Origin of the sequence: Shinella sp. M27 (assembly GCF_049199905.1) — a bacterium.
GTDB lineage: Bacteria > Pseudomonadota > Alphaproteobacteria > Rhizobiales > Rhizobiaceae > Shinella.
Window position 1 is genome coordinate 151,162 of sequence record NZ_JBLZPK010000057.1, and the last position, 19,905, is coordinate 171,066.

Below are 19,905 nucleotides of genomic sequence, written 5' to 3' on the forward strand. Positions count from 1 at the left end.
CCATGCAAAAGGCCGCTGAAGCGATGCTCCAGCGGCCTGATTCACTCTGTCCGATAGTGCCGGCAAGCCCCTGACGGGACTCGCCTTTTTGTCTCAATCGATGCGAACCGTGACATAGCGCAGCGCGCCGGTATGGTTGGCGATCATCATCAGCGCGTTGCGGCGGTCTTCCGACTTCAGCTTATCGACGCGGGTCGTGACCTCCTCGGCCGTGGTCACCGCTTCCTGGCCAATCTCGACGATCACGTCGCCCGGCACGATGCCGCGCTCGGCTGCGGCCGAATCCGGCGCGACCTCGGTGATGACGACGCCCTTGACGCTTTCGACGATATCAAAGGTCTTGCGGGCATCCGCATCGAGATCGCCGATCGCCATGCCGAGCACCAGGTCGGCAGGGGCCGGCGCGGTCTTCTCGCCGGTCTCGGGCGTCGTGTCCTCTTCGATCGTGCCTTCTTCCGGCACCATCTCGTCGCCGGCATCGGCCTGCTTCTCACCGTCCTCGAGACGGCCGAGCGTCACCTTGACCGTGATCTCCTTGCCGTCGCGCAGCAGCAGCACATCGACCGCCTTGCCGACGGGGCTTTCGGCGACGACGCGCGGCAGGTCGCGCATCTCGTGCACGTCCTTGCCGTCGAAGCGGGTGATGACGTCGCCCGTCTGGATCGAGCCGTTATCGACCGGACCGCCCTTGATGATGCCGGCCACCAGCGCGCCCTTGGTCTCCTTCATGCCGAGGCTTTCGGCAATATCGTCGGTGACGGGCTGGATGCGCACACCGAGCCAGCCGCGGCGGGTCTCGCCGAACTCGCGCAGCTGCGTAAAAATGTTCTGCGCCAGTTCCGTCGGCACGGAGAAGCCGATGCCGATCGAGCCGCCCGAGGGCGAGATGATGGCGGTGTTGATGCCGATGACCTCGCCATGCATGTTGAACAGCGGGCCGCCGGAATTGCCGCGGTTGATGGCGGCGTCCGTCTGAATGAAATTATCGTAGGGGCCGGCATTAATGTTGCGGCCGCGCGCCGAGATGATGCCGACCGTCACCGAACCGCCAAGACCGAACGGATTGCCGATCGCCATCACCCAGTCGCCGATGCGCATGGTGCGGGAATCGCCGAACGGCACGGCCTTCAGCGGCGCTTTCGGCTCAACCTTGAGGAGCGCGAGGTCGGTCTTCGGGTCGGTCCCGACGAGCTTGGCCTTCAGCTTGGAGCCGTTGGCGAAGTTCACCTCGATATCGTCGGCGCCTTCGATGACGTGGTTGTTCGTCGCGATGAAGCCCGAGGGGTCGATGACGAAGCCGGAGCCCAGCGAATTGACCGTCTGACCCTGGTTGCCGCCCTCGCCGCCCTCACCCTTGAAGAATTCGTCGAAGAAATCCTGGAACGGCGAGCCCTCCGGCACCTGTGGAATGGGCGCCTTGTCGTCGCTCTTGACGTTCTGCGAGGTAGAAATGTTGACGACGGCGTCGAGCAGGCTCTCGGCAAGGTCGGCCACGGATTCCGGGCCATTGTTCGTCGGCTTCACCTCAGCGGCGGCCGGCACGGCGAACGGTGTGCCCGCCACCAGCGAGAACGTTACCGCGAGCGCGAGCGCCGCCTTGGCTGCGCTGGACGTCGTCTTCAAAGCCATATCAGGCATCCCCATTCGTTCCGGATCTCATGGCGAGTGTTTGCCCCGGATACGGCAAAAATCAGTCCGCCACGCTGAATTGATGTGAAAGTCATGCCCGTCTTCGCGGGTTCCTGCAAGGGCCGCCGTCATGCGCCCCGGATGAACCAGACCATCAGCACGCCGAGCCCGATGGCAAAGAGCCCGCTCGCCCTCAGCTGCGTCTCGGGAATCTGCGGCAGCATTTCCGCCATGCGCCGCAAAACCGAAGGGGCCAGTGCGTACACCAGCCCCTCGATGATCAGGAAGAAGGCGATTCCCGTGAGGAAATCGGCCATGTCGTCAGTTCGCCGTCGCCGGCGTCGTGGCCGTGCCGGTCGTCGTGTCCGTCGCCGTGGATGCGGCAGGCTTGGTGCCGGCGGCGTCCTCGAAGTAGCGGAAGAATTCCGACTGCGGCGAAAGCACGAGCGTCGTGTCCGACGCCCCCATCGCTTCCCGGTAGGCGCTCATCGACCGGTAGAAGTCGAAGAAGGCCGGATCCTGCGAGAAGGCTTCGGCGAACACGCGGCTGCGCTCGCCTTCACCCTCGCCTCGCAGGATTTCCGAATCGCGCTGGGCGGCCGCGATGAACTCGACGACCTGACGGTCGGCGATGGCGCGGCGGCGCTGGCCGGCTTCGTTACCGCGAGCGCGGATCAATTCGGCTTCGGCAAGACGCTCGGCCTTCATGCGCTCGAAGGTCTGCTGCGAGACTTCCTGCGTCAGGTCCGTGCGGCGGATGCGGACGTCGGAGATCGTCAGGCCGAGATTGGAGGCGTCGTTCGTCAGTTCGCCGCGAACCTCGCGCATCATCGAAGCGCGCTCTTCGGACAGAGCGGATTCGAAACCGCGCAGACCGTAGACGCGGCGAAGGGCGGCATCGAGACGGGTGCGAAGGCGCGATTCCGCCGATTCCCGGTCACCCGAGACGGTTTCGCGGAAGCGGCGGGCATCCGTGATCTTGTAGACCACGAAGGCATCGACCTCATAGAACTTGCCGCCCGAGACCTGAACGCGGATATCGTCGAGATCGAAGCGCAGCGCCTGGTCCTGGATATACTGGACGCTGTCGGCATCCATGAAGCCGAAGGGCAGCTTGAAGTAGAGGCCCGGTTCCGTCTTGACGTCCTGGATCTGGCCGAAGCGGATGACGATCGCCTGCTGGCGCTCGTTGACGACGAACACCGAGGAATAGGCGATGAACAGGAGAACGCCGATGGCGATCAGGATGGCTGGAAAACGGTTACCCATTACTGCGTCCCTCCTGCCTGCTGGCCCGTAGTGCGGCCCAGTTCATTGAGCGGGAGGAAGGGAACGACGCCCTGTCCGCCCTGCTTTTCGTCGATGATGACCTTCTTGGAGTTCTTCATCACGCCTTCCATGGTTTCAAGGAAGAGACGCTTGCGGGTGACATCGGGCGCTGCCTTGTACTGTTCGTAGATGGAAAGGAAGCGTGCCGCCTCGCCTTCCGCTTCCTTGACGACGCGGTCCTTGTAGGCGGCCGCCTCTTCGCGGACCTGCGCGGCCTGACCGCGGGCGAGACCCAGTTTCTGGTTGGCATACTGGTTGGCTTCTTCGAGGAAGCGGTCCTCGTCCTGCTCGGCGCGCTGCACTTCGTCGAACGCGTCGGCGACTTCGCGCGGCGGGGCCGCGTCTTCGATGGCAACCGTGTTGATCGAGATGCCGGCGCCATAGGCGTCCATGGTCGCCTGAATCGTCGTCTTCACGCCTTCGGCGATCGCCTGACGGTTATCGCGGAAGATGTCCTGCGCCGGACGGCGGCCGACGACTTCGCGCATGGCGCTTTCGGAGACCTGCTGCAGCGTTTCGGCGGGATATTCGAGATTGAAGAGGTAGGCCTGCGGGTCGGTGACCGAATAGAGCACCGAGAACTGCACGTTGACGATGTTCTGGTCGCCCGTCAGCATCAGGCCGGAGGCATCGGAATTCGACGCGGCCGTGCGGCGGCCGATATTCTGCTGCTGCTCGGTGATCTTCACGAGTTCGACGGTCTCGAAGGGCCACATGTGGAAGTGCAGGCCCGGCATGGAGATTTCCTGCTTGGGCTTGCCGAAGCGCAACTCGACGCCGCGCTCGTCTGGCTGGACGGTATAGATGGAGTTCATCAGCCAGAAAACGCCGAGAAGCAGGAGGCCGATGACAACGGCGCCGCCGTTGAAACCGCCGGGCATGACGTTCTTCAGCTGGTTCTGGCCGCGCCGGATGATTTCCTCAAGGTCCGGTGGGCCGCCATTGCCGCCACCGCCGCCGCGAGGACGGTTCGGACCCTGCCCCCATGGCCCCTGATTGTTTCCACCACCGCCGCTGCCGCCGCCACCCCAAGGGCCGCCGCCGCCATTCTGATTGCTCCAGGGCATCAATACCTCTTTCTTTCATGTCCCCTTGGCGCATCTCCGCGAAAGGGCGAAAATCCACCATCGATCTGTTGCTGAGCGTTTCGCGGATTGTTTCGCCGCACAACGCTAGGTGAACCCGTTATAGGTATCCCTCGGGCACCTTTCAACAAATCCACGACGGGATGCGCACCCGTGCGGCAAAATAGTTCGTGATCGACGCGATTTACCGCCCTAAGCCGCGGTTTTCCGGCGCCAGGTGACGAAGCGCATGGCGTGGCTGTCCTTCTCGCCCTGGGGAATGGGCTCTTCGACGACCTTCTCGAACACGGCGGGGTCGATTTCGGGAAAGCGCGTGTCGCCGTCGACGTCCGCCTCGACATGGGTGACGTGCAGGATATCGGCGCGGTCGAAGACCTGCGCATAGATCTGCCCGCCGCCGATGACACAGACCTCGTCGACGCCGAGCTTTTCGGCCTCGCGCTGCGCGCAAACCAATCCGTCGTCAAGCGAGGAGACCACCTCGGCGCCGGGTGCGGAAAATGTAGTGTCCCTGGTGATGACGATGTTCGGGCGCCCCGGCAGCGGTCGGCCGATCGAATCCCAGGTCTTGCGGCCCATGAGCACCGGCTTGCCGAGCGTCAGCTGCTTGAAGCGCTTGAGGTCGGACGGCAGGCGCCACGGCAGGTCGCCGTCGCGGCCGATGACACCGTTTTTCGCCACGGCGACGACGAGGACGATCTTGACCTGGCTCATGCGACTTCCCGGAAATCAGACGGCGATGGGCGCCTTGATGGTTGAATCGGCTTCGTAGCCGATCAGGGTGAAGTCCTCGAATTTGAAGGAGAAAAGATCCTTCACATCGGGATTGATCTTCATGAAAGGAAGCGGCTTCGGCCGGCGCGTCATCTGCGTGCGCACCTGCTCGAAATGGTTGGCATAGATATGCGCGTCGCCCAGCGTATGAACGAAATCGCCCGGCTGCAGATCCGTCACCTGCGCCACCATCATGGTCAGCAGCGCGTAGGAAGCGATGTTGAAGGGCACGCCGAGGAAGATATCCGCCGAGCGCTGATAGAGCTGACAGGAGAGCTTGCCGTCCGCCACGTAGAACTGGAACAGGCAATGGCATGGCGGCAGCGCCATCTCGTCGACCAGCGCCGGGTTCCAGGCCGACACGATGTGGCGGCGGGAATTCGGGTTGCGCTTGATGCTGTCGATTACGGCGACGATCTGATCGAGATGGCGGCCGTCATGGGTCGGCCAGGAGCGCCACTGATAGCCGTAGACCGGGCCGAGTTCGCCCTTCTCGTCGGCCCATTCATCCCAGATGGTGACGCCGTTGTCGTGGAGATAGCCGATATTGGTATCTCCCTTCAGGAACCACAGCAATTCATGGATGATCGAGCGCAGGTGCAGCTTCTTGGTGGTCAGCACCGGGAAACCTTCCGACAGGTCGAAGCGCATCTGATGGCCGAAGACGCCGCGCGTGCCCGTGCCGGTCCGGTCTCCGCGGTCGGAGCCGTTTTCCATTACATGGGCGAGAAGATCGAGATATTGCTGCATGGTCGCCGCCGATTCGTTGTCCAGCGTAAGATACTAATGCGCGAACGGCGGCGACCAAAGGACGAAATGGGATTTCCCCGTTTTCCCCAAGGCTCCGTTGTCTTGAGGCCCGGCCTGTCTCAGGCCAGCGCGTCGAGTTTCCCGAGTTCCTTGGCCGTGAGATAGTAGAAGGTGACGCGCGATTTCGTGCGGTCGTCGGCCATCGCCTTGCAAACGGCCTCGACCGCCTTGTCGGCGGCGTCGCCCGTGATGCCGAACTTCTTGCTGCACCACTTCTCCTTGACGCGGTCGAGTTCCGCGGGGTCGGAGCAGGAGACCAGCGACGAGTCGCGGTTGCGCAACGCGATGCCGAGATGGCTCACGATCTTCTTGACGACGGCCTCGTCGGCACCGCTGTCATATTTGCGGACATCTGCGAGATAATCGGTCATGCTGTCTCCCTCTACGATCAACATGCGTGCCGCCATCATGGCGAGCCTGACGCACGGCCATGGTTTTCCCGTGCTCGAGGCAAGTCAAGCGATAATAGGCGATGCCAGGCTCCCATAGGATTTGCACCGGTATTTTTGCAATTTCTGAAGAAATACCACGTAGAGGTGTGTGCTGCGGCCTGCAACAGGCATGCCGCTGATAACGACGGTATCGGCAGGTGCGACAGACGGAAGACCATTCGCAGAGATTCTGGCTTGCCTATGGCGTAGCCTCTCTGGCCGTTGCGGTGATGGCGCTCGGCTGGGGCATCTTCTTTGCCTCCCGGCAAGCCTGGGCCCTTGTTGGCATCGACGTCGCGGTAATCGCCGTCGCCCTCATGAGCTTTCTCCTGGCGCATCGCCGTCAGCTTTCGGCGGCCCTGCTGTTCTCGCAGATATCCTTCTTCTTCATCATCCTGGTCTTCTGCCTCGTCTTTGACGTGCCGAATGCCGTGGCGCCGCGCGTCACGCATATCTTCCTGCTGGTCCTGGCGCTGCTCGGCTATATCAACTACCAGCGCGAGCGCTCGCGCCTCCAGCTGGCCGTCATCGTGCTGTGCCTCGGGTCCTTCATTGTCTTCTCGAGCACCAATTTCACCGCCCCGGTGACCCAGCCGATAGCGGACGAATTTCGCACCTTCGGCACGTGGGTGAATACGATCATCGCCGTCGCTCTGCTCTGTGGCGGCATCTATGTGATGCAGCTGAAATTCGCGCATAACTTCGATCAGGCGCGCGATATCAAGGCCGCGCTCACCAACCGGGAATTCGAGCTGTTTTACCAGCCGCAAGTGGATGAAGCCGGCAAAGTGTCCGGCGCCGAAGCGCTGCTGCGTCGCAAGCGGCCGGGCGGCGGCCATATTTCGCCGGCCGAATTCATTCCCGCCGCGGAAGAGGCCGGCCTGATGCCGGCGCTGGGCGACTGGGTGCTGGGCGAGGCTTGCCGCACCCTCGCCTTCTGGCAGCAGGACGCGGCGACGCGCCATCTGAAACTGTCGGTCAATGTCAGCGTCGACCAGTTCATGAAGGCCGACTTCATCGAAACCCTGATGGCCCGCATCGCGGCCCGCGAGCTCGATCCGACCCGCCTCAAGCTGGAACTCACCGAAAGCATGATGGTCGACGACGTCGATGTCATAGTGGAGAAGATGCGGGCGCTGCGTGCTGCGGGCATCATCCTCTCGCTCGACGATTTCGGCACCGGCTATTCCTCGCTGAGCCACCTGCGGCAATTGCCGATCCACGAGATCAAGATCGACCGCTCCTTCGTGCAGGACGCGCCCCAGAGCAAGCGCAACCGGATCCTGCTCAAAAGCATCTTCGACATCGCCCGCATGCTGGAATTTTCCGTCGTCGCCGAGGGCATCGAAACGAAGGAGCAATTGCTGCTTCTCCAGTCCTTCGGCTGCACCGTTTTCCAGGGCTATTATTTCGGCCGGCCCGTCCCGCTTGCCGAATTCCAGAGCCGCTGGGCCAACGAAGCCCCGCCGCTTGCCGAAACTGCCTGAAGGTAAATCGGAAATCCCGTCACAAAACCCTTTTCTTGCGCGCCGGGAATGCCTATATGTGACGTGCTGCTTCGGCAGCTATGGCAATAAACGGGCGGTGTAATAAACCCATTGGACCCGGGGGCGGTACCCGGCGCCTCCACCAAAAACCGGTCAACCCTTGACGGACCGGCTTTTGATGGGGGCGAAATAGGATCGACAAGGGCGTAAAGATCGACTTTTTGCTCGGCATTGTACCACCGTTATCGGGCTAAACTTGTAGTTGCAAACGACAACTATGCGGAAGCTCGTCTCGCTGCTTAATCGCGGTGTGACACTTCACTCAAAGTCCTGACGGGTCGCACCGGCAGGCGGGGTCCGAAGGCACCTGGCAACAGAAGCCTTCACCTTCTCCAATCCCTTGAAATGGTCTATAGCTGTGCCAGATGACTCGTGCCCGACCGCATGAGATGAGACGCAATGCCTGATATAAAGGCAGCAGGAAGAAAGACAGGAACGGATGGCGCAAGACCACATTCGCTACGACATTCTCGCCCAGGACGCGCTGCGCAGCGTCATTCGCAAGGTTTTGTCCGAAGTCGCGGTCACGGGGCACCTCCCCGGTGAGCACCATTTCTTCATCACCTTCCTGACCAACGCCCCCGGTGTGCGCATCTCGCAGCACCTCAAGGCGAAATATGCCGAGCAGATGACCATCGTCGTGCAGCACCAGTTCTGGGACCTCAAGGTCACCGAGAGCCTGTTCGAAATCGGCCTCTCCTTCTCCGATACGCCGGAAAAGCTGGTCATCCCGTTCAACGCCATCCGCGGCTTCTACGACCCTTCGGTGAGCTTCGAACTGGAATTCGACGTGCCGGCCGCCGAGGAGGAGGAAGAGCACTCCGCCGAGATCACCGCCTATCCCGCCTCGCCAGAAAAGGCCGAGGATGCGGGCGAAGAGCCGACGCCCCCGACCGGCGGCGACGACAACAAGGGCGGCTCGGTCGTCTCGCTCGATTCCTTCCGTAAGAAGAACTGAGTTCTTCGATGAGCGGCGACGTCGTCAATCTTCGCCAGTTCCGCAAGCAGAAAGCCCGCTCCGACAAGGAAAAGCAGGCCGAGCAGAACCGGGTCACCTTCGGTCGCACGAAGGCGGAGAAGACGCTGACGCGCGCCCTCAACGAGAAAGCGGAAAAGACCCTCGATCAGGGCCGTCTCGAGCAATCAGAGCGGCCCGACGAGACGAAGGACTGAAAGCTTTTCAAGCCTTTGCCGGGAAAACCGGAATCGATCTCCCAAACCCTTGAATCGATGCACAAGGCATGATCCGCAAATATTCCACGACCCTTCATGGCCACCGCACGAGCTTTTCGCTGGAGCCGGCCTTTCACGACATGCTGAAGGATATCGCCGACGGGCGGGCGCTGCCGCTGGCCGCTCTCATCCGCGAGATCGACGACACGCGCGCCGTAGACGACAACCTCTCCTCGGCGCTGCGGCTCTATGTGCTCGAATGGCTGAAGGAACGGGTGGCCGACAGCCCGGTTAGTTGACACCGGGCAGGCCGTCGAAATTCAGCTGACCGCCATCGACCGGCGGCAGATCCTCGCCGCGCTCGACACCCTCTCCGGGCGAGACGAGACGGCGCTGCTTTGCCTCGTCCTCAGCCTTGCGCGCTTCCTCAGCCGCCCGCTGCTCGGCAAGCCGGCGCGCCTCCTGCTCGGCTTCCTTGAGACGCCGCGCGTCATCCGCCGCCTTGCGGCGCACGCGTTCGGCCTCCTCGGCAGCGGCACGCGTGGAGCGCTCCTGTTCCAGTCGCTCAAGCGCTTCCGCCCGGCGGCGCGCCTCTTCCTCGGCCTGAAGCCGCGCCGCCTCAGCAAGGGCCGCCCGCGCCTCGGCACGGGAGCGATAAAGGGCAGCCTCGCGACGCAGGCGCTGCTTTTCCAGCACATTGGCCTGCAAGGTCTCGACGCGCCGGCGCTCCGTCTCGAAGCGGCGCAGCGACAGGAAATTGGCCAGAGGCTGCACGTCCATCTCGAAGCCCGGTGCCTCGACAAGCCCGCGATAGCCGAGCACCACTTCCGGCTCGGCACCCGCCAGCGCCTCCTCGCCCGCCTTGTAGCTGACGGCAAGGCGCGCCGTCATGGTGTCGCCGGCAAGATCGACATCGGCATCGCCGGTCAGCGCCGCCATGGCATCCTCGGCCGTCACGCTCTGAACGCGCAACTTGCCGCCGGCCAGCGCGAAGGGAATGCGCACGTCACCGAGGGCTGCTTCCTTCTGGAGAATGGCATCGGCGGCAAAACCCGCGACCCGTTCCGGCGTGACATCGCCTTCGATGCGGTCACCTTCCGCCAGCAGCGCCGGCAGCGCCCCGGTATGGAGCCCGCGCAGGGTCAGGTCCGAAACATGCACCTCGCCGGAACCGCTCGCGCCCTCGACCATGGTCCGGACGCTCTTGCCGGAGGCATCGACGGCCAGTGTTACATCCGCCTTGCCGGTGGCGACAGCGCCTTGCTGTCCAGCCCATGCGATCTTCGAGAGATCCGCGCCCGTCAGCCGGGCGCGCGCCTCGAAGAGCCCGTTCTCATCGGCATTGGCCACCTTGAGGCGACCCGAAAGCCGTCCGCCCAGCCAGTCGCCCTCCATGTCGTCGAGCGTCAGTTCACCGCCCTTCCACTGTAGATTGCCCTTGAAATCCTCGACCGCGCCATAAAGCCCCGGCCAGAAGGAACCGGCCGACAGCGCGACGGAGACATCGGCGGCATCCTGCAGCGGCTGCACCAGCGGCGCGGCATTGAGCCCGCCTTCCACGACATCCTGCACCGGGCCAGCGACGGCCTCGGCGAGGAAGGCGAAATCGACCGTATCGAAACGCAGCGCACCCGTGCCCTTGAGCACCGTCGCCGCGCGATCGAAGGTCAGACTGCCGGAAAACGCATTGCGATCGGCTTTGCCTGTGATCTCCGTGATGGCGATGGCTTCGGGGCTGGTCGCGACCGAGGCCTGCAAAGAGATCGGCAGGCCGGTGCCGGCCTGCGGCACGGCGATGCCGTTCATCATCAGATAGGGTTCGATATCGTCGCTCTTGGCGGTCACGGCGAGCGTACCGTCGAGGAATCCGTTCGCTGCCAGCACGGCGGTGCCCTTCGCGGAAAGCGTCGTACTGCCGGCGTTGAAAGACGCTGACACCGTCGCCGGCCCCTCCTCCGGCTGCGTCACACGGATTGTGGCGCTGCCATCAGGCTCGGCATCGAAGGGCAGTGGATCAAGCCCGATCTGCCCGGCGAGCACGACGGATTGCGGGTTGAACAGGCTGCCCTCCAGCTCGAAGCGGCTGCCGGCCAGAAGATCGGCGGGCGTTTCGGCCGAAACGTTCAGTTCCAGACGCCCCTCATTGACCGGGCCGGTGACGGTCAGCGTCGCCGGCTTGTCCTCCGCCATGGTCGCGCGGATGGAAAGGTCGGCATTGTCATAATAGCCGGCATTGGCGACGAAGCGGCTGAGAAGCGGATGGGCCGGCAGGTGGCGCGCCAGGAGATCGGCGACCGGCCGCATGGCCTCCACCTTCAGCTTCACATCGATGCCGGCGCTCGGCGCGAACAACGTCCCGCCGAGCGTGCCGCTGGCCGACAGCGTCGCGCCCTCCAGTGCGGCGATATCGAGATGGCTCAGCGTCAGCAGGCCGTCCTTCATCGATAGCGCCGCATTGACGCCGCTGGCAGTTTCGCCAAAGGCGTTGAAGCGGTCCGCCTTGATATCCAGCGCCATCGCATGGTCCGCCAGCGTGCCAAGCGATGCATCGCCGGCGACGAGACCGGTCAGGGCCTGCAACGAGTCCAGCTGCACCTCGTTGCCGCGCAGTTCCAGCGACAGGGTCGGCGCGGCATCGGAGCGGGATTCGCGCTCCAGCCGGCCGTTCAGCGACGCACCGCCAATCGCGATTTCCAGGTTCTCAAAGCGCTGCAACTCGTCCGTCAGGTTCACGTCGGCGGAAAAGCCCGCGGTCTTCAGCTTGCGGATTTCCGGATCGACGGAGCCGGCAAGCCAGGTGGCGAGGCCAGACGGCTGGTTGGACGCGACCAGCAGGCTGCCGACGAAGCCGCGGTTTTCGCGCAATGTCAGCCGCCCCTTCGCCTCCAGCGCGGTGCGGCCCGGCAGCTGCGCATCCGCCCGATCGATACGCCAGCCGTCTCCGTCAGGCTTCACGTCGAGGCGGATTTCGCGCACCGTCGTATCGCCTACGACGACGGCGGGCAGGAACAGACTGGCGCGGCCCGGCACCTGCGGGATCGGAATATCCGCGGCGATCGCCAGCAGCGCCTGAAGCCGCTGGCGGGCGGAAAGCTGCGGGTCTCGGCCAGTCTTTCCGGTCTCCCCGCTGTTGCCGATGCGCGAGACATCGATCTGCTGGCCATCGGCGATCAAAAGGAATTCCGGCGCGCGGCCGGTGTCCAGCGTCGCCTCGCCCGTCACCACATAGGGATCGGCGGCAGGCCCCGCTTCCAGTCGGTATTCGGGAATACGCACACGCTCGTTGGAAAGCTCGAACTTGCCAGCGACGCGGATCGGATCGCTTACCACCTCGCCCTTGGCGCGCGGCTTTTCGGAAACGGTGAAACCGCCCTGATATTGCGGACGGAAATCGACGATCTTCAACGCGCCGTCGAGATCCGCTGTAAAGGCGAGATTATCGGGAACGATGCGGGCGCGCATGGACAGCGCGCCATTCTCCACCTGCCCGCTCGACAGCTGGAACGCCCCGCTTTCCCCATCGAGCGCGCCGCGCCCATCGATGCGCCAGGGACCGGCCAGCGTTTTCGCCGAGATCTGCGCGTCGAGCCCGGTGACATGGCGCGTACGACCCGTCTGCTCGTCGACGAACTCGATGTCGCCGCCGGTGATGGCGACATTTTCGAGAATGACGGTGCGGGCGGGGATATCCGACTTGCGGCCCCGCGCCCAGTCGAGCGTGCCGTCCTGGAAGAGTTTGATCCGCGCCTTCGGCTCCTCGATGCGCATGTCAAAGATCAGCGCCTCGCCGGAAAGGAACGGCGCCAGCTCCGCATCCATCGAGAAGCGCGCGACCTCGACCAGCGGCTTGCCATCCTCCGGCGAGCCCACGCGCACGTCGTTCAGCGTCACGGATGGGAACGGGATGAGGCGGGCATCGACGCTGCCATGCACGGTGACGGGACGGCCCATGATACGGCTCGCCTCGCGTTCGAAATCCTGCCGGAAATTCGTCCAATCGACGAAGAGCGGCGCCAGCAGCGCCACGAAGAGCGCCACGACCACAAGGCCGCCACCGATAAGCATGATCCTAGAAAGCACGCCGCATGCCTCGAATTCCAATCCACCGCGTCAGGATAACGCGAACTGCCGCTACAAAGTCGAAAAAATCTTGCCGGGGTTGAGAATGTTGTCGGGATCGAGCGCCTGCTTGATCTGCCTCATCAGGGTGACCGCGCCGCCAAGCTCCGTCGGCAGGAAAGCCTGCTTGCCCTGACCGATGCCGTGTTCGCCCGTGCAGGTGCCGTCCATGGAGAGGGCGCGGGCGTTGAGGCGACCGACGAAGGCCTCGACCTTTTCGACATGAGCCGGGTCCTTGTCGTCGAAGACCACGCAGACATGGAAATTGCCGTCGCCGGCATGGCCGACGATCGGAGCGAGAAGACCATGCTCCTCGATGTCGCGCTCGGTCTCGGCTACGCAATCGGCCAGGCGCGAGATCGGCACGCAGACATCGGTCGCAATCGCCTCATAGCCGGGACGCAGCGCCTTCGAGGCCCAATAGACATTGTGCCGGGCCTTCCAGAGCTTTGCCCGCTCCTCGGCATCGGCACTCCAGTGGAATTCGCCGCCGCCGCATTCGGCGGCGATGGCGCCGAATTCTTCCGATTGCAGGCGAACGCTCTCCTCCGTGCCGTGGAACTCCACGAACAGCGTGGGCTGCTCCGGCAGATCGAGACCGGAATAGGCGTTGCAGGCCTTGATCTGTAAGGTGTTAAGCAGTTCGATGCGGGCGACGGGAATGCCAAGCTGGATGGTCATGATCACCGCATTGCTGGCATCCTTCAGCGTCGGAAAACCGCAGATGCCGCCGGCGATGACGGCGGGGATGCCTTGCAGGCGCAGGGTCACGGAGGTCAGAACGCCAAGCGTGCCCTCCGCCCCGACAAGAAGGCGCGTAAGGTCGTAACCGGCCGAGGATTTGCGCGCCCGCCGGGCGGTGCGGATCTCCTCGCCGGTCGCCGTAACGGCGGTCACGGCCAGTACATTGTCCTTCATCGTGCCGTAGCGCACGGCGTTTGTGCCCGAAGCGCGCGTCGAGGCCATGCCGCCGATCGAGGCATTGGCGCCGGGATCGATAGGGAAGAACAGGCCGGTATCGCGTAGGTAGACGTTCAGCTCCTCGCGGGTGATGCCGGGTTCGACGGTGCAGTCGAGATCCTCGGCATTCACTTCGAGGACGCGCTTCATAGCGCTAAAATCGATCGAGATGCCGCCGAAGGGGGCATTGACCTGTCCTTCGAGCGAGGAGCCCGTGCCGAAGGGAATGACAGGCACCTTCAGCTCCGCGCACAGCCCAACGACCGCCTTCACCTCCTCGGCATTCTCCACGAAGACGACGGCATCGGGAAGCTGCGCGGGAATATAGGTGGTGGTGTGGGCGTGCTGCGTGCGGATCGCCTCGCCGGTCTGCAACCGCGTGCCGAAACGCGCCGAAAGCCGGGTTATCGCTGCGGCGATCCCCGCCTCGTTGCGCTGGCCCGTCCTGATATCCGCCAATGCCATGGTAAGGTCCTCACTCTCTGAGGTTTACTCAGCAAATTGACGCCCGGCTGTCCAGCCGCAATATCCGGTCATGCCCTGCATTTCCGGCGGCGATCACTCCGCCGCCTGCGGCAGGGCCTCGTCTTTCGGCTGTTCTTTCTCGCGGGTTCGCGTCAGCATCTCGGCATGCTGGAGTTCCGCGGCAAGGCGGCGCTCCTCGTCGGCATGCGGGCTGGTGAAGCGGGCGATGACGAGATAGGCGACCGGGGTCAGATAAAGCGTCACGACCGTCGCAAGGCCGAGGCCGCCGACGAGAACCCAGCCGAGCGAGATGCGCGCTTCCGCACCTGCCCCGCTCGCCAGCACCAGCGGCACCGCGCCGACGACTGTGGCGATCATCGTCATCAGCACCGGGCGCAGGCGGATGTTGGCGGCATTCTCGATGGCGCTACGGATATCCTGCCCCTGGTCGCGCAGCTGGTTGGCGAATTCGACGATCAGAATTCCGTTCTTCGCCATGATGCCGACAAGCAGCACGAGGCCGATCTGGCTGTAGATATTGAGCGTCGTGCCCGTCAGGATCATCGCGAAGACGGCGCAGGCGAGCCCCAGCGGCACCGTCACCATGATGATGACGGCACTGACGAAACTTTCGAACTGTGCCGAAAGCACCAGGAAGATGATGGCGATGGCAAAGCCGAAGGTGATGACGAGGCCGCTCGAATTCTCCTGCAACGAGGCCGCTTCCGCCATCGGCATCAGGCGCGAGCCCTCGGGCAGCAGGGGCTTTGCCATTTCCTCGACCATGGTGAGCGCATCACCCAGCGCCAGCCCATCCTTGAGGCCGGCGGAAAGCGAGACAGCGCGCAGCTGCTGCTCGCGTGAAAGCTGCGGGGCGACCGCTTTCTCTTCCAGGGTCGCGATGGACGACATCGGCACGATCTTGCCGTCGCCGGTCTTGAGGAAGATGTTTTCGAGGTCCATCGGGTCGTTGATGGGCGTCGTGGTGGAGGAGAGTTTGACCGGGTAGGACTGCCCGTCGACATAGATGTCGACGACGCTTGTGCCCTCCAGCATCGCCTGCAAGGCGGCGGAAAGGCCTGTAATGTCGATGCCGAGATCGGCCGCGCGCTCGCGGTCGACGGTCACGGAAAGCTGCGCCTGGTTGGCCTCGTAGTTGAGGCGCACGTTCTGGAAGCGGCCGCTGTCCTCGATCTTGCGCACCAGCTCCGCCGCCGCATTGCCGAGCTTGGTATAGTCGTTGCCGACAAGCGCCACTTGCAAGCCGTTGCCAGCGCCGCGAATGCCGAGACTGTTCGGCTGCTGCGCGAAGGCGCGTACCGAGGGCACGTCGGCGACGGCCGTGTTGATATCCTGCACGATCTGCTGCTGCGAGCGCTCGCGCTCGCTCCAGGGCGCCAGCGTCAGCACCATGAAGCCGCTGTTCGTCGAACCGCCCTGCCCCGAAATGGAGAAGATGTTGACGATCTCGCCGCCGTCATAAAGCGGGCGCAGCTTGTCCTCGATCATCTTCATCTGGTCCTGCGCATATTCGAGCGACACGCCCTGCGGCGCGTTGATACGCAGCATCACCATCGAGCGGTCCTCGGTCGGCGTCAGCTCGGATTTGATGGTGAAGAACGAGGTAGCGCCCGCCGCCGTGAACAGCAGAGCGACGATGAAGACGATGAAGGGCGCGCCGAGGCAGGCCTTGAGCGACGCACGGTAGAAGCGCGACGCGGCTCCGCCGATGCGGGCGAGGATGCCGGTATGTTCATGCGTCATGTCCTTCGTCAGCATGCGCGACGCGAGCATTGGGCAGAGCGTCAGCGCCACGAAGGAGGACAGCAGGATGGCGAAGGCGAGCACGAAGCCGAATTCGCGGAAGAGCCGGCCCGCCTGCCCCGGCAGGAAGGAGAGCGGCACGAAGACGGCGGCAAGTGTGGCCGTCGTCGCGATGACCGCGAAGAACACTTCCAGCGTGCCCAAAATGGCGGCGGCGCGCGGCTTCAGGCCTTCGGCCCGGCGGCGCACGATGTTTTCCAGCACCACGATGGCGTCGTCCACCACGAGGCCGGTCGCCAGCACGATGGCAAGCAGCGTCAGGATGTTGACGGAGAAGCCCGCCATATAGATCGCCGCGATGGTGCCGACCAGCGCGATCGGCATGCTGATCGTCGGAATGAGCGTCGCGCGCCAATCGAGCAGGAAGAGATAGATGACGAGCGTCACGATCAGGACGGCGACGACAAGCGCGATCTCCACCTCGTGGATGGCACCATCGATGAAGACGGCGTCGTCGCTGGTGATCTTGATTTGGGTGCCCTCGGGCAGGATCGTGCCAAACTGCGCGACCATCTGCTTGACACCGGCGGAGATATCGAGCGTGTTAGACTGCGCCTGGCGGATAATGCCGAGGCCGATGCCCTGCCGTCCGTTGGAACGCAGCGCCGTCGAGCCCTCGTCCGGGCCGAGTGTGACCATGGCGACGTCGCCGAGGCGCACGTGGTTCTTCAGGATGAGGTTTTCGAAATCGGACGGCTTTGTCAGGTCGGCCGTGGCGCGAACCGTGATATCCTGGCTCTGGCTCTTCAGCGAACCGGCCGGCACGTCGAAGGCAGCGGTCGCCAGCGCATTGCGCAGATCCGCAACCGTCAGCCCACGCGCCGCAAGCTTCGCCTGATCGACATCGACGCGGAAAATCTTCTCCTGATCGCCATAGACCGCCACGTCGGCGACGCCCTCGACGGAGGCAAGCCGGTCGGTGATCTCGTTTTCGGCCAGCAGCGTCAGGTCTTCGAGCGACAGCGTATCGGAGGTCAGCGCAAGGCGCATGATCGGCTGGCTGTCCGCATCGGCTTTGACGACGCGCGGATCGTCGGCATCGTCGGGCAGCTGGTTCGTCACGCGGCCGAGCGCATCGCGCACGTCGTTGGCCGCCTGGTTGATATCCGTCGTGTCGGAGAATTCCAGCGTCACGCGGCTGCGGCCGAAGGACGAGACGGAAGAGATCTTCTTGATGCCTTGCACGCGCGAAACGCCGCCCTCGATGACGTCGGTCAGCTCGCGGTCGATCGTCTCCGGCGACGCGCCGTCGAAATCGGTGGTGACGCTGATGACCGGCTGGTCGACGGATGGCAATTCGCGGATTTCGACGCCGGTGAAGGCGGCAAGGCCGGCGATGATGATCAGCGTGTTGAGCACGAGAGAGAGAATCGGCCGGCGAATGAAAAGCGCGGTAAAACCCGCCTTGCCGCCATCGTTCATTCCGCTCGCCTCGCCCGACATCACGTGCCCTCCGCGACGGCAGGTTTTTCCTTGATGCCGCGCTCTTGCGCCGTGCGCACAGCCCCGCCCGGCCGCAGCGTCTGCACGCCCTCGGTGACGACGGCATCCCCCTCGGCAAGCTCAGCCTTGACCAGCACTTTATCGGGATTGCGCTGCACGATATGGACCGGCACGCGCTCCGCCTTATCGCCCTTCACGCGCCAGATATAGGAACCGTCGGCACTCCATTGGAGCGAAAGCGGATCGACGCTCGGATAGAGATCGCCGGCAAAGTGCATGGCCACCTGGAAGGACATGCCGGCGCGCAGCACGTCTTCGGGATTGGCGATGCGGGCGCGGACGCGCAGCGTGCGGCTTTCCTGGTCGATGCGGTTGTCGATCGCCTGCACCGTTCCTGTGAAAACGTCGCCCGGCCGCGCGACCGCCGTCGCACTCACCTCGCCGCCGACCTTGATGCTGGTGGCAAACCGCTCCGGCACCCAGTAGTCGACGAGGATTTCCGAGCGGTCGTCGATCCGGGCAATCGCCGTCGACGTCGTGACATAGTCGCCCGGATTGACGGAGATGATGCCGACCACGCCGCCATAGGGCGCAGTGATGTCACGGCGGCGCAGCGTCAGTTCGGCATTGCGCAGGGCCAGTTCGGCGGCCTTCAGCGCGGTCTGGGCGTCCTGCAAATCGGCCGTGCTGGTGGAGGAGCGGAGATTTTCCAGGCGTTTCAGCTTCTGCTGGGCCGCTTCGACGGTGACGCGCGCCTGATCGGCGGCGATCTTCTGCTCGTCGCTGTCAAGCCGGGCGATGACAGCCCCCTGCTCCACCCGCGTGCCGGATTCGACGAGGACTTCGGTAAGATTGCCGGTGGCATAGGGCGTGACCGTTACGGTGCGGATCGCCTCGCCGTCGCCGATAGCATTCAGCCGGTCGTTGACGGTGGCCATGGCGACCGGCTTGGTGACGACGAGCGTCGGCCCGCCGCCGAAGCCGCCGCGACGGCCGCCGCCCTGCCCATTGGCCTGGCTCCCGCCGTCCGCCTTCTCCTCAGAGGCCGGCGCGATGGCCGCGACAAGCGGCGCCGGCAGGCCGGCAGCCGTCAGCATCCCGTTTGCGCCGGGCGCGAAGCGGCCCCAGAGCAGAACCCCGGCCGCAATGACGCCAAGGCCGATAAGGAGCTGTTTCCAAACCCGCATGCACTCTCTCTCCGATGGAAGCGAACCGTCACGTTTTGCAGTGCGACATAGGGCAAGTATCCCGTTTTGGAAATGAACCGGCAATGAAAGAATCGGATCATTACGGAATTGTAAGATTGAGGCTTCGATCTGTTACCGAAATGTAAGAAAACGTGGAGAAATCTTCCCCTGCCGCGCCTTATCCGAGCATGGGCGTGACTGGACGCTCCTTTCCCTTGTGATAGCGTTTCTGCCGGCCCACAGGCCGCGAACTATTTCAGTATTCTTTCATAAACCTATTGAACGAGAGGGGAAACCATGTGCGACGCCTGCATTATTGACTCCGTGAAATCCCGCATGCTTTCGAGACGAAGCTTCTTCCGCGCCGCCGCCGCGGGCGGGGCCGCTGTCGCCGCCGCAAGCTCCGGGGTACTCAGCCCGGCTTTCGCCCAGGCGCCATCCAAGGTGACGGACCTGACGCACGAACTCCACGAGGAATTTCCGACCTTCTTCGGCCAGCAGCAGTTCTGGCGCGAACAAAAGTTCAATTACAAGGAACACAAGTTCAACCTCTTCGAGCTGCGCGTCAACGAACACACCGGCACCCATCTCGATGCGCCGCTGCACTTTTCCGAGGACGGGACTTCGGTCGCCGAAATCCCGGTCTCCGATCTCGTCGTGCCGCTCGCCGTCATCGACATCAGGGAGAAGGCTGATGCCAGCCCGGATGCCCAGCTGACGCCGGACGACATCAAGGCCTGGATCGCCGCCAATGGCGACCTGCCGGAGAAAGCCTGCGTGGCGCTCCATTCCGGCTGGGGCAAACATCTCGGCACGGACAAGTTCCGCAATGCGGATGCCGACGGCAAGCTGCACTTCCCAGGTTTTCATGTCGAAGCCGTGCAATATCTCGCGGAAAATTCGAGCGCCGTCGGCATCGCGGTCGATACGCTCTCGCTCGACTATGGCCTCTCGCCGGATTTCGCCACGCACTACGCCTGGCTCTCCTCCGGTCACTGGGGGCTTGAAGGCGCGGCCAATCTGGACCAGCTTCCGGCAAAGGGTGCCACGATCTTCGTCGGCGCGCCGAAAGTGCGCGGCGGCACGGGCGGCCCGTCCCGCGTCTTCGCACTCGCCTGATGTCTGCCGG

16 protein-coding genes and 1 other RNA gene are annotated in these 19,905 nt (G+C 63.8%); 6 read left to right on the forward strand and 11 right to left on the reverse strand.

The genetic code is table 11. The features are described 5' to 3' along the window. Positions 1-93: 93 nt before the first annotated feature. From ACOZK4_RS20715 to ACOZK4_RS20745, 7 genes are all read right to left on the reverse strand, one after another. Positions 94-1,638 carry a DegQ family serine endoprotease gene (locus ACOZK4_RS20715; RefSeq protein ID WP_421593538.1) on the reverse strand — a complete coding sequence of 515 codons (1,545 nt, stop codon included), beginning with the start codon at positions 1,636-1,638 and terminating at the stop codon, positions 94-96. A 119-nt stretch (positions 1,639-1,757) separates the two neighbouring features. After that, a complete protein-coding gene (locus ACOZK4_RS20720) occupies positions 1,758-1,946 on the reverse strand; it encodes a DUF2065 domain-containing protein (protein WP_421593540.1) in 189 nt (62 codons plus the stop codon). A gap of 4 nt (positions 1,947-1,950) precedes the next feature. Further along, the gene (gene hflC / locus ACOZK4_RS20725; protein WP_421593541.1) at positions 1,951-2,898 is read right to left on the reverse strand and encodes a protease modulator HflC; all 948 of its coding nucleotides are present in this window, start codon (positions 2,896-2,898) and stop codon (positions 1,951-1,953) included. Continuing rightward, positions 2,898-4,025, reverse strand: coding sequence for an FtsH protease activity modulator HflK (gene hflK / locus ACOZK4_RS20730; RefSeq protein ID WP_313527180.1), 1,128 nt, complete (start codon positions 4,023-4,025; stop codon positions 2,898-2,900). Before hflK ends, hflC begins: the two co-directional genes overlap by 1 nt. Before the next feature lie 210 nt (positions 4,026-4,235). Then, positions 4,236-4,757 carry a dihydrofolate reductase gene (locus ACOZK4_RS20735; protein ID WP_421593542.1) on the reverse strand — a complete coding sequence of 174 codons (522 nt, stop codon included), beginning with the start codon at positions 4,755-4,757 and terminating at the stop codon, positions 4,236-4,238. A gap of 15 nt (positions 4,758-4,772) precedes the next feature. Beyond that, a complete protein-coding gene (locus ACOZK4_RS20740) occupies positions 4,773-5,567 on the reverse strand; it encodes a thymidylate synthase (protein WP_421593543.1) in 795 nt (264 codons plus the stop codon). A 119-nt stretch (positions 5,568-5,686) separates the two neighbouring features. Next, complete coding sequence (locus tag ACOZK4_RS20745; RefSeq protein WP_421593544.1) at positions 5,687-5,998, reverse strand: DUF2853 family protein; 312 nt, start codon at positions 5,996-5,998, stop codon at positions 5,687-5,689. Positions 5,999-6,216: 218 nt separating this feature from the next. Between ACOZK4_RS20745 and ACOZK4_RS20750 the strand changes: the two genes are divergently transcribed. The 5 genes from ACOZK4_RS20750 to ACOZK4_RS20770 all read left to right on the forward strand — a co-directional run bounded on the left by ACOZK4_RS20750 (position 6,217) and on the right by ACOZK4_RS20770 (position 9,077). Continuing rightward, on the forward strand, positions 6,217-7,545 hold the full coding sequence (locus tag ACOZK4_RS20750) for an EAL domain-containing protein (protein ID WP_313527169.1): 1,329 nt from the start codon (positions 6,217-6,219) through the stop codon (positions 7,543-7,545). 26 nt (positions 7,546-7,571) lie between these two features. Next, positions 7,572-7,933: a transfer-messenger RNA gene (ssrA, locus tag ACOZK4_RS20755) on the forward strand. Between the two features lie 111 nt (positions 7,934-8,044). Further along, positions 8,045-8,563, forward strand: coding sequence for an SspB family protein (locus ACOZK4_RS20760; protein WP_117366475.1), 519 nt, complete (start codon positions 8,045-8,047; stop codon positions 8,561-8,563). Positions 8,564-8,571: 8 nt separating this feature from the next. Then, complete coding sequence (locus ACOZK4_RS20765) at positions 8,572-8,778, forward strand: DUF4169 family protein (protein ID WP_421593545.1); 207 nt, start codon at positions 8,572-8,574, stop codon at positions 8,776-8,778. Between the two features lie 68 nt (positions 8,779-8,846). Beyond that, positions 8,847-9,077 (forward strand): ribbon-helix-helix domain-containing protein, encoded by a 231-nt coding sequence (locus tag ACOZK4_RS20770; protein WP_421593546.1) that lies wholly within the window; start codon positions 8,847-8,849, stop codon positions 9,075-9,077. Here ACOZK4_RS20770 and ACOZK4_RS20775 read toward each other — a convergent pair. The 4 genes from ACOZK4_RS20775 to ACOZK4_RS20790 all read right to left on the reverse strand — a co-directional run bounded on the left by ACOZK4_RS20775 (position 9,070) and on the right by ACOZK4_RS20790 (position 18,776). After that, on the reverse strand, positions 9,070-12,858 hold the full coding sequence (locus ACOZK4_RS20775; protein WP_421593547.1) for an AsmA-like C-terminal region-containing protein: 3,789 nt from the start codon (positions 12,856-12,858) through the stop codon (positions 9,070-9,072). The two genes, ACOZK4_RS20770 and ACOZK4_RS20775, sit on opposite strands and share 8 nt — an antisense overlap. A 51-nt stretch (positions 12,859-12,909) precedes the next feature. Next, entirely contained in the window at positions 12,910-14,322 is a 1,413-nt protein-coding gene (locus tag ACOZK4_RS20780) for an FAD-binding oxidoreductase (protein ID WP_421593549.1), read from the reverse strand. 93 nt (positions 14,323-14,415) lie between these two features. Continuing rightward, complete coding sequence (locus ACOZK4_RS20785; protein ID WP_421593550.1) at positions 14,416-17,589, reverse strand: efflux RND transporter permease subunit; 3,174 nt, start codon at positions 17,587-17,589, stop codon at positions 14,416-14,418. Continuing rightward, positions 17,589-18,776 (reverse strand): efflux RND transporter periplasmic adaptor subunit, encoded by a 1,188-nt coding sequence (locus tag ACOZK4_RS20790; RefSeq protein ID WP_421593552.1) that lies wholly within the window; start codon positions 18,774-18,776, stop codon positions 17,589-17,591. Before ACOZK4_RS20790 ends, ACOZK4_RS20785 begins: the two co-directional genes overlap by 1 nt. Before the next feature lie 297 nt (positions 18,777-19,073). Here ACOZK4_RS20790 and ACOZK4_RS20795 point away from each other — a divergent pair, with 297 nt between their 5' ends. Further along, the gene (locus tag ACOZK4_RS20795) at positions 19,074-19,895 is read left to right on the forward strand and encodes a cyclase family protein (protein WP_421593553.1); all 822 of its coding nucleotides are present in this window, start codon (positions 19,074-19,076) and stop codon (positions 19,893-19,895) included. The last annotated feature ends 10 nt before the right edge of the window (positions 19,896-19,905 follow it).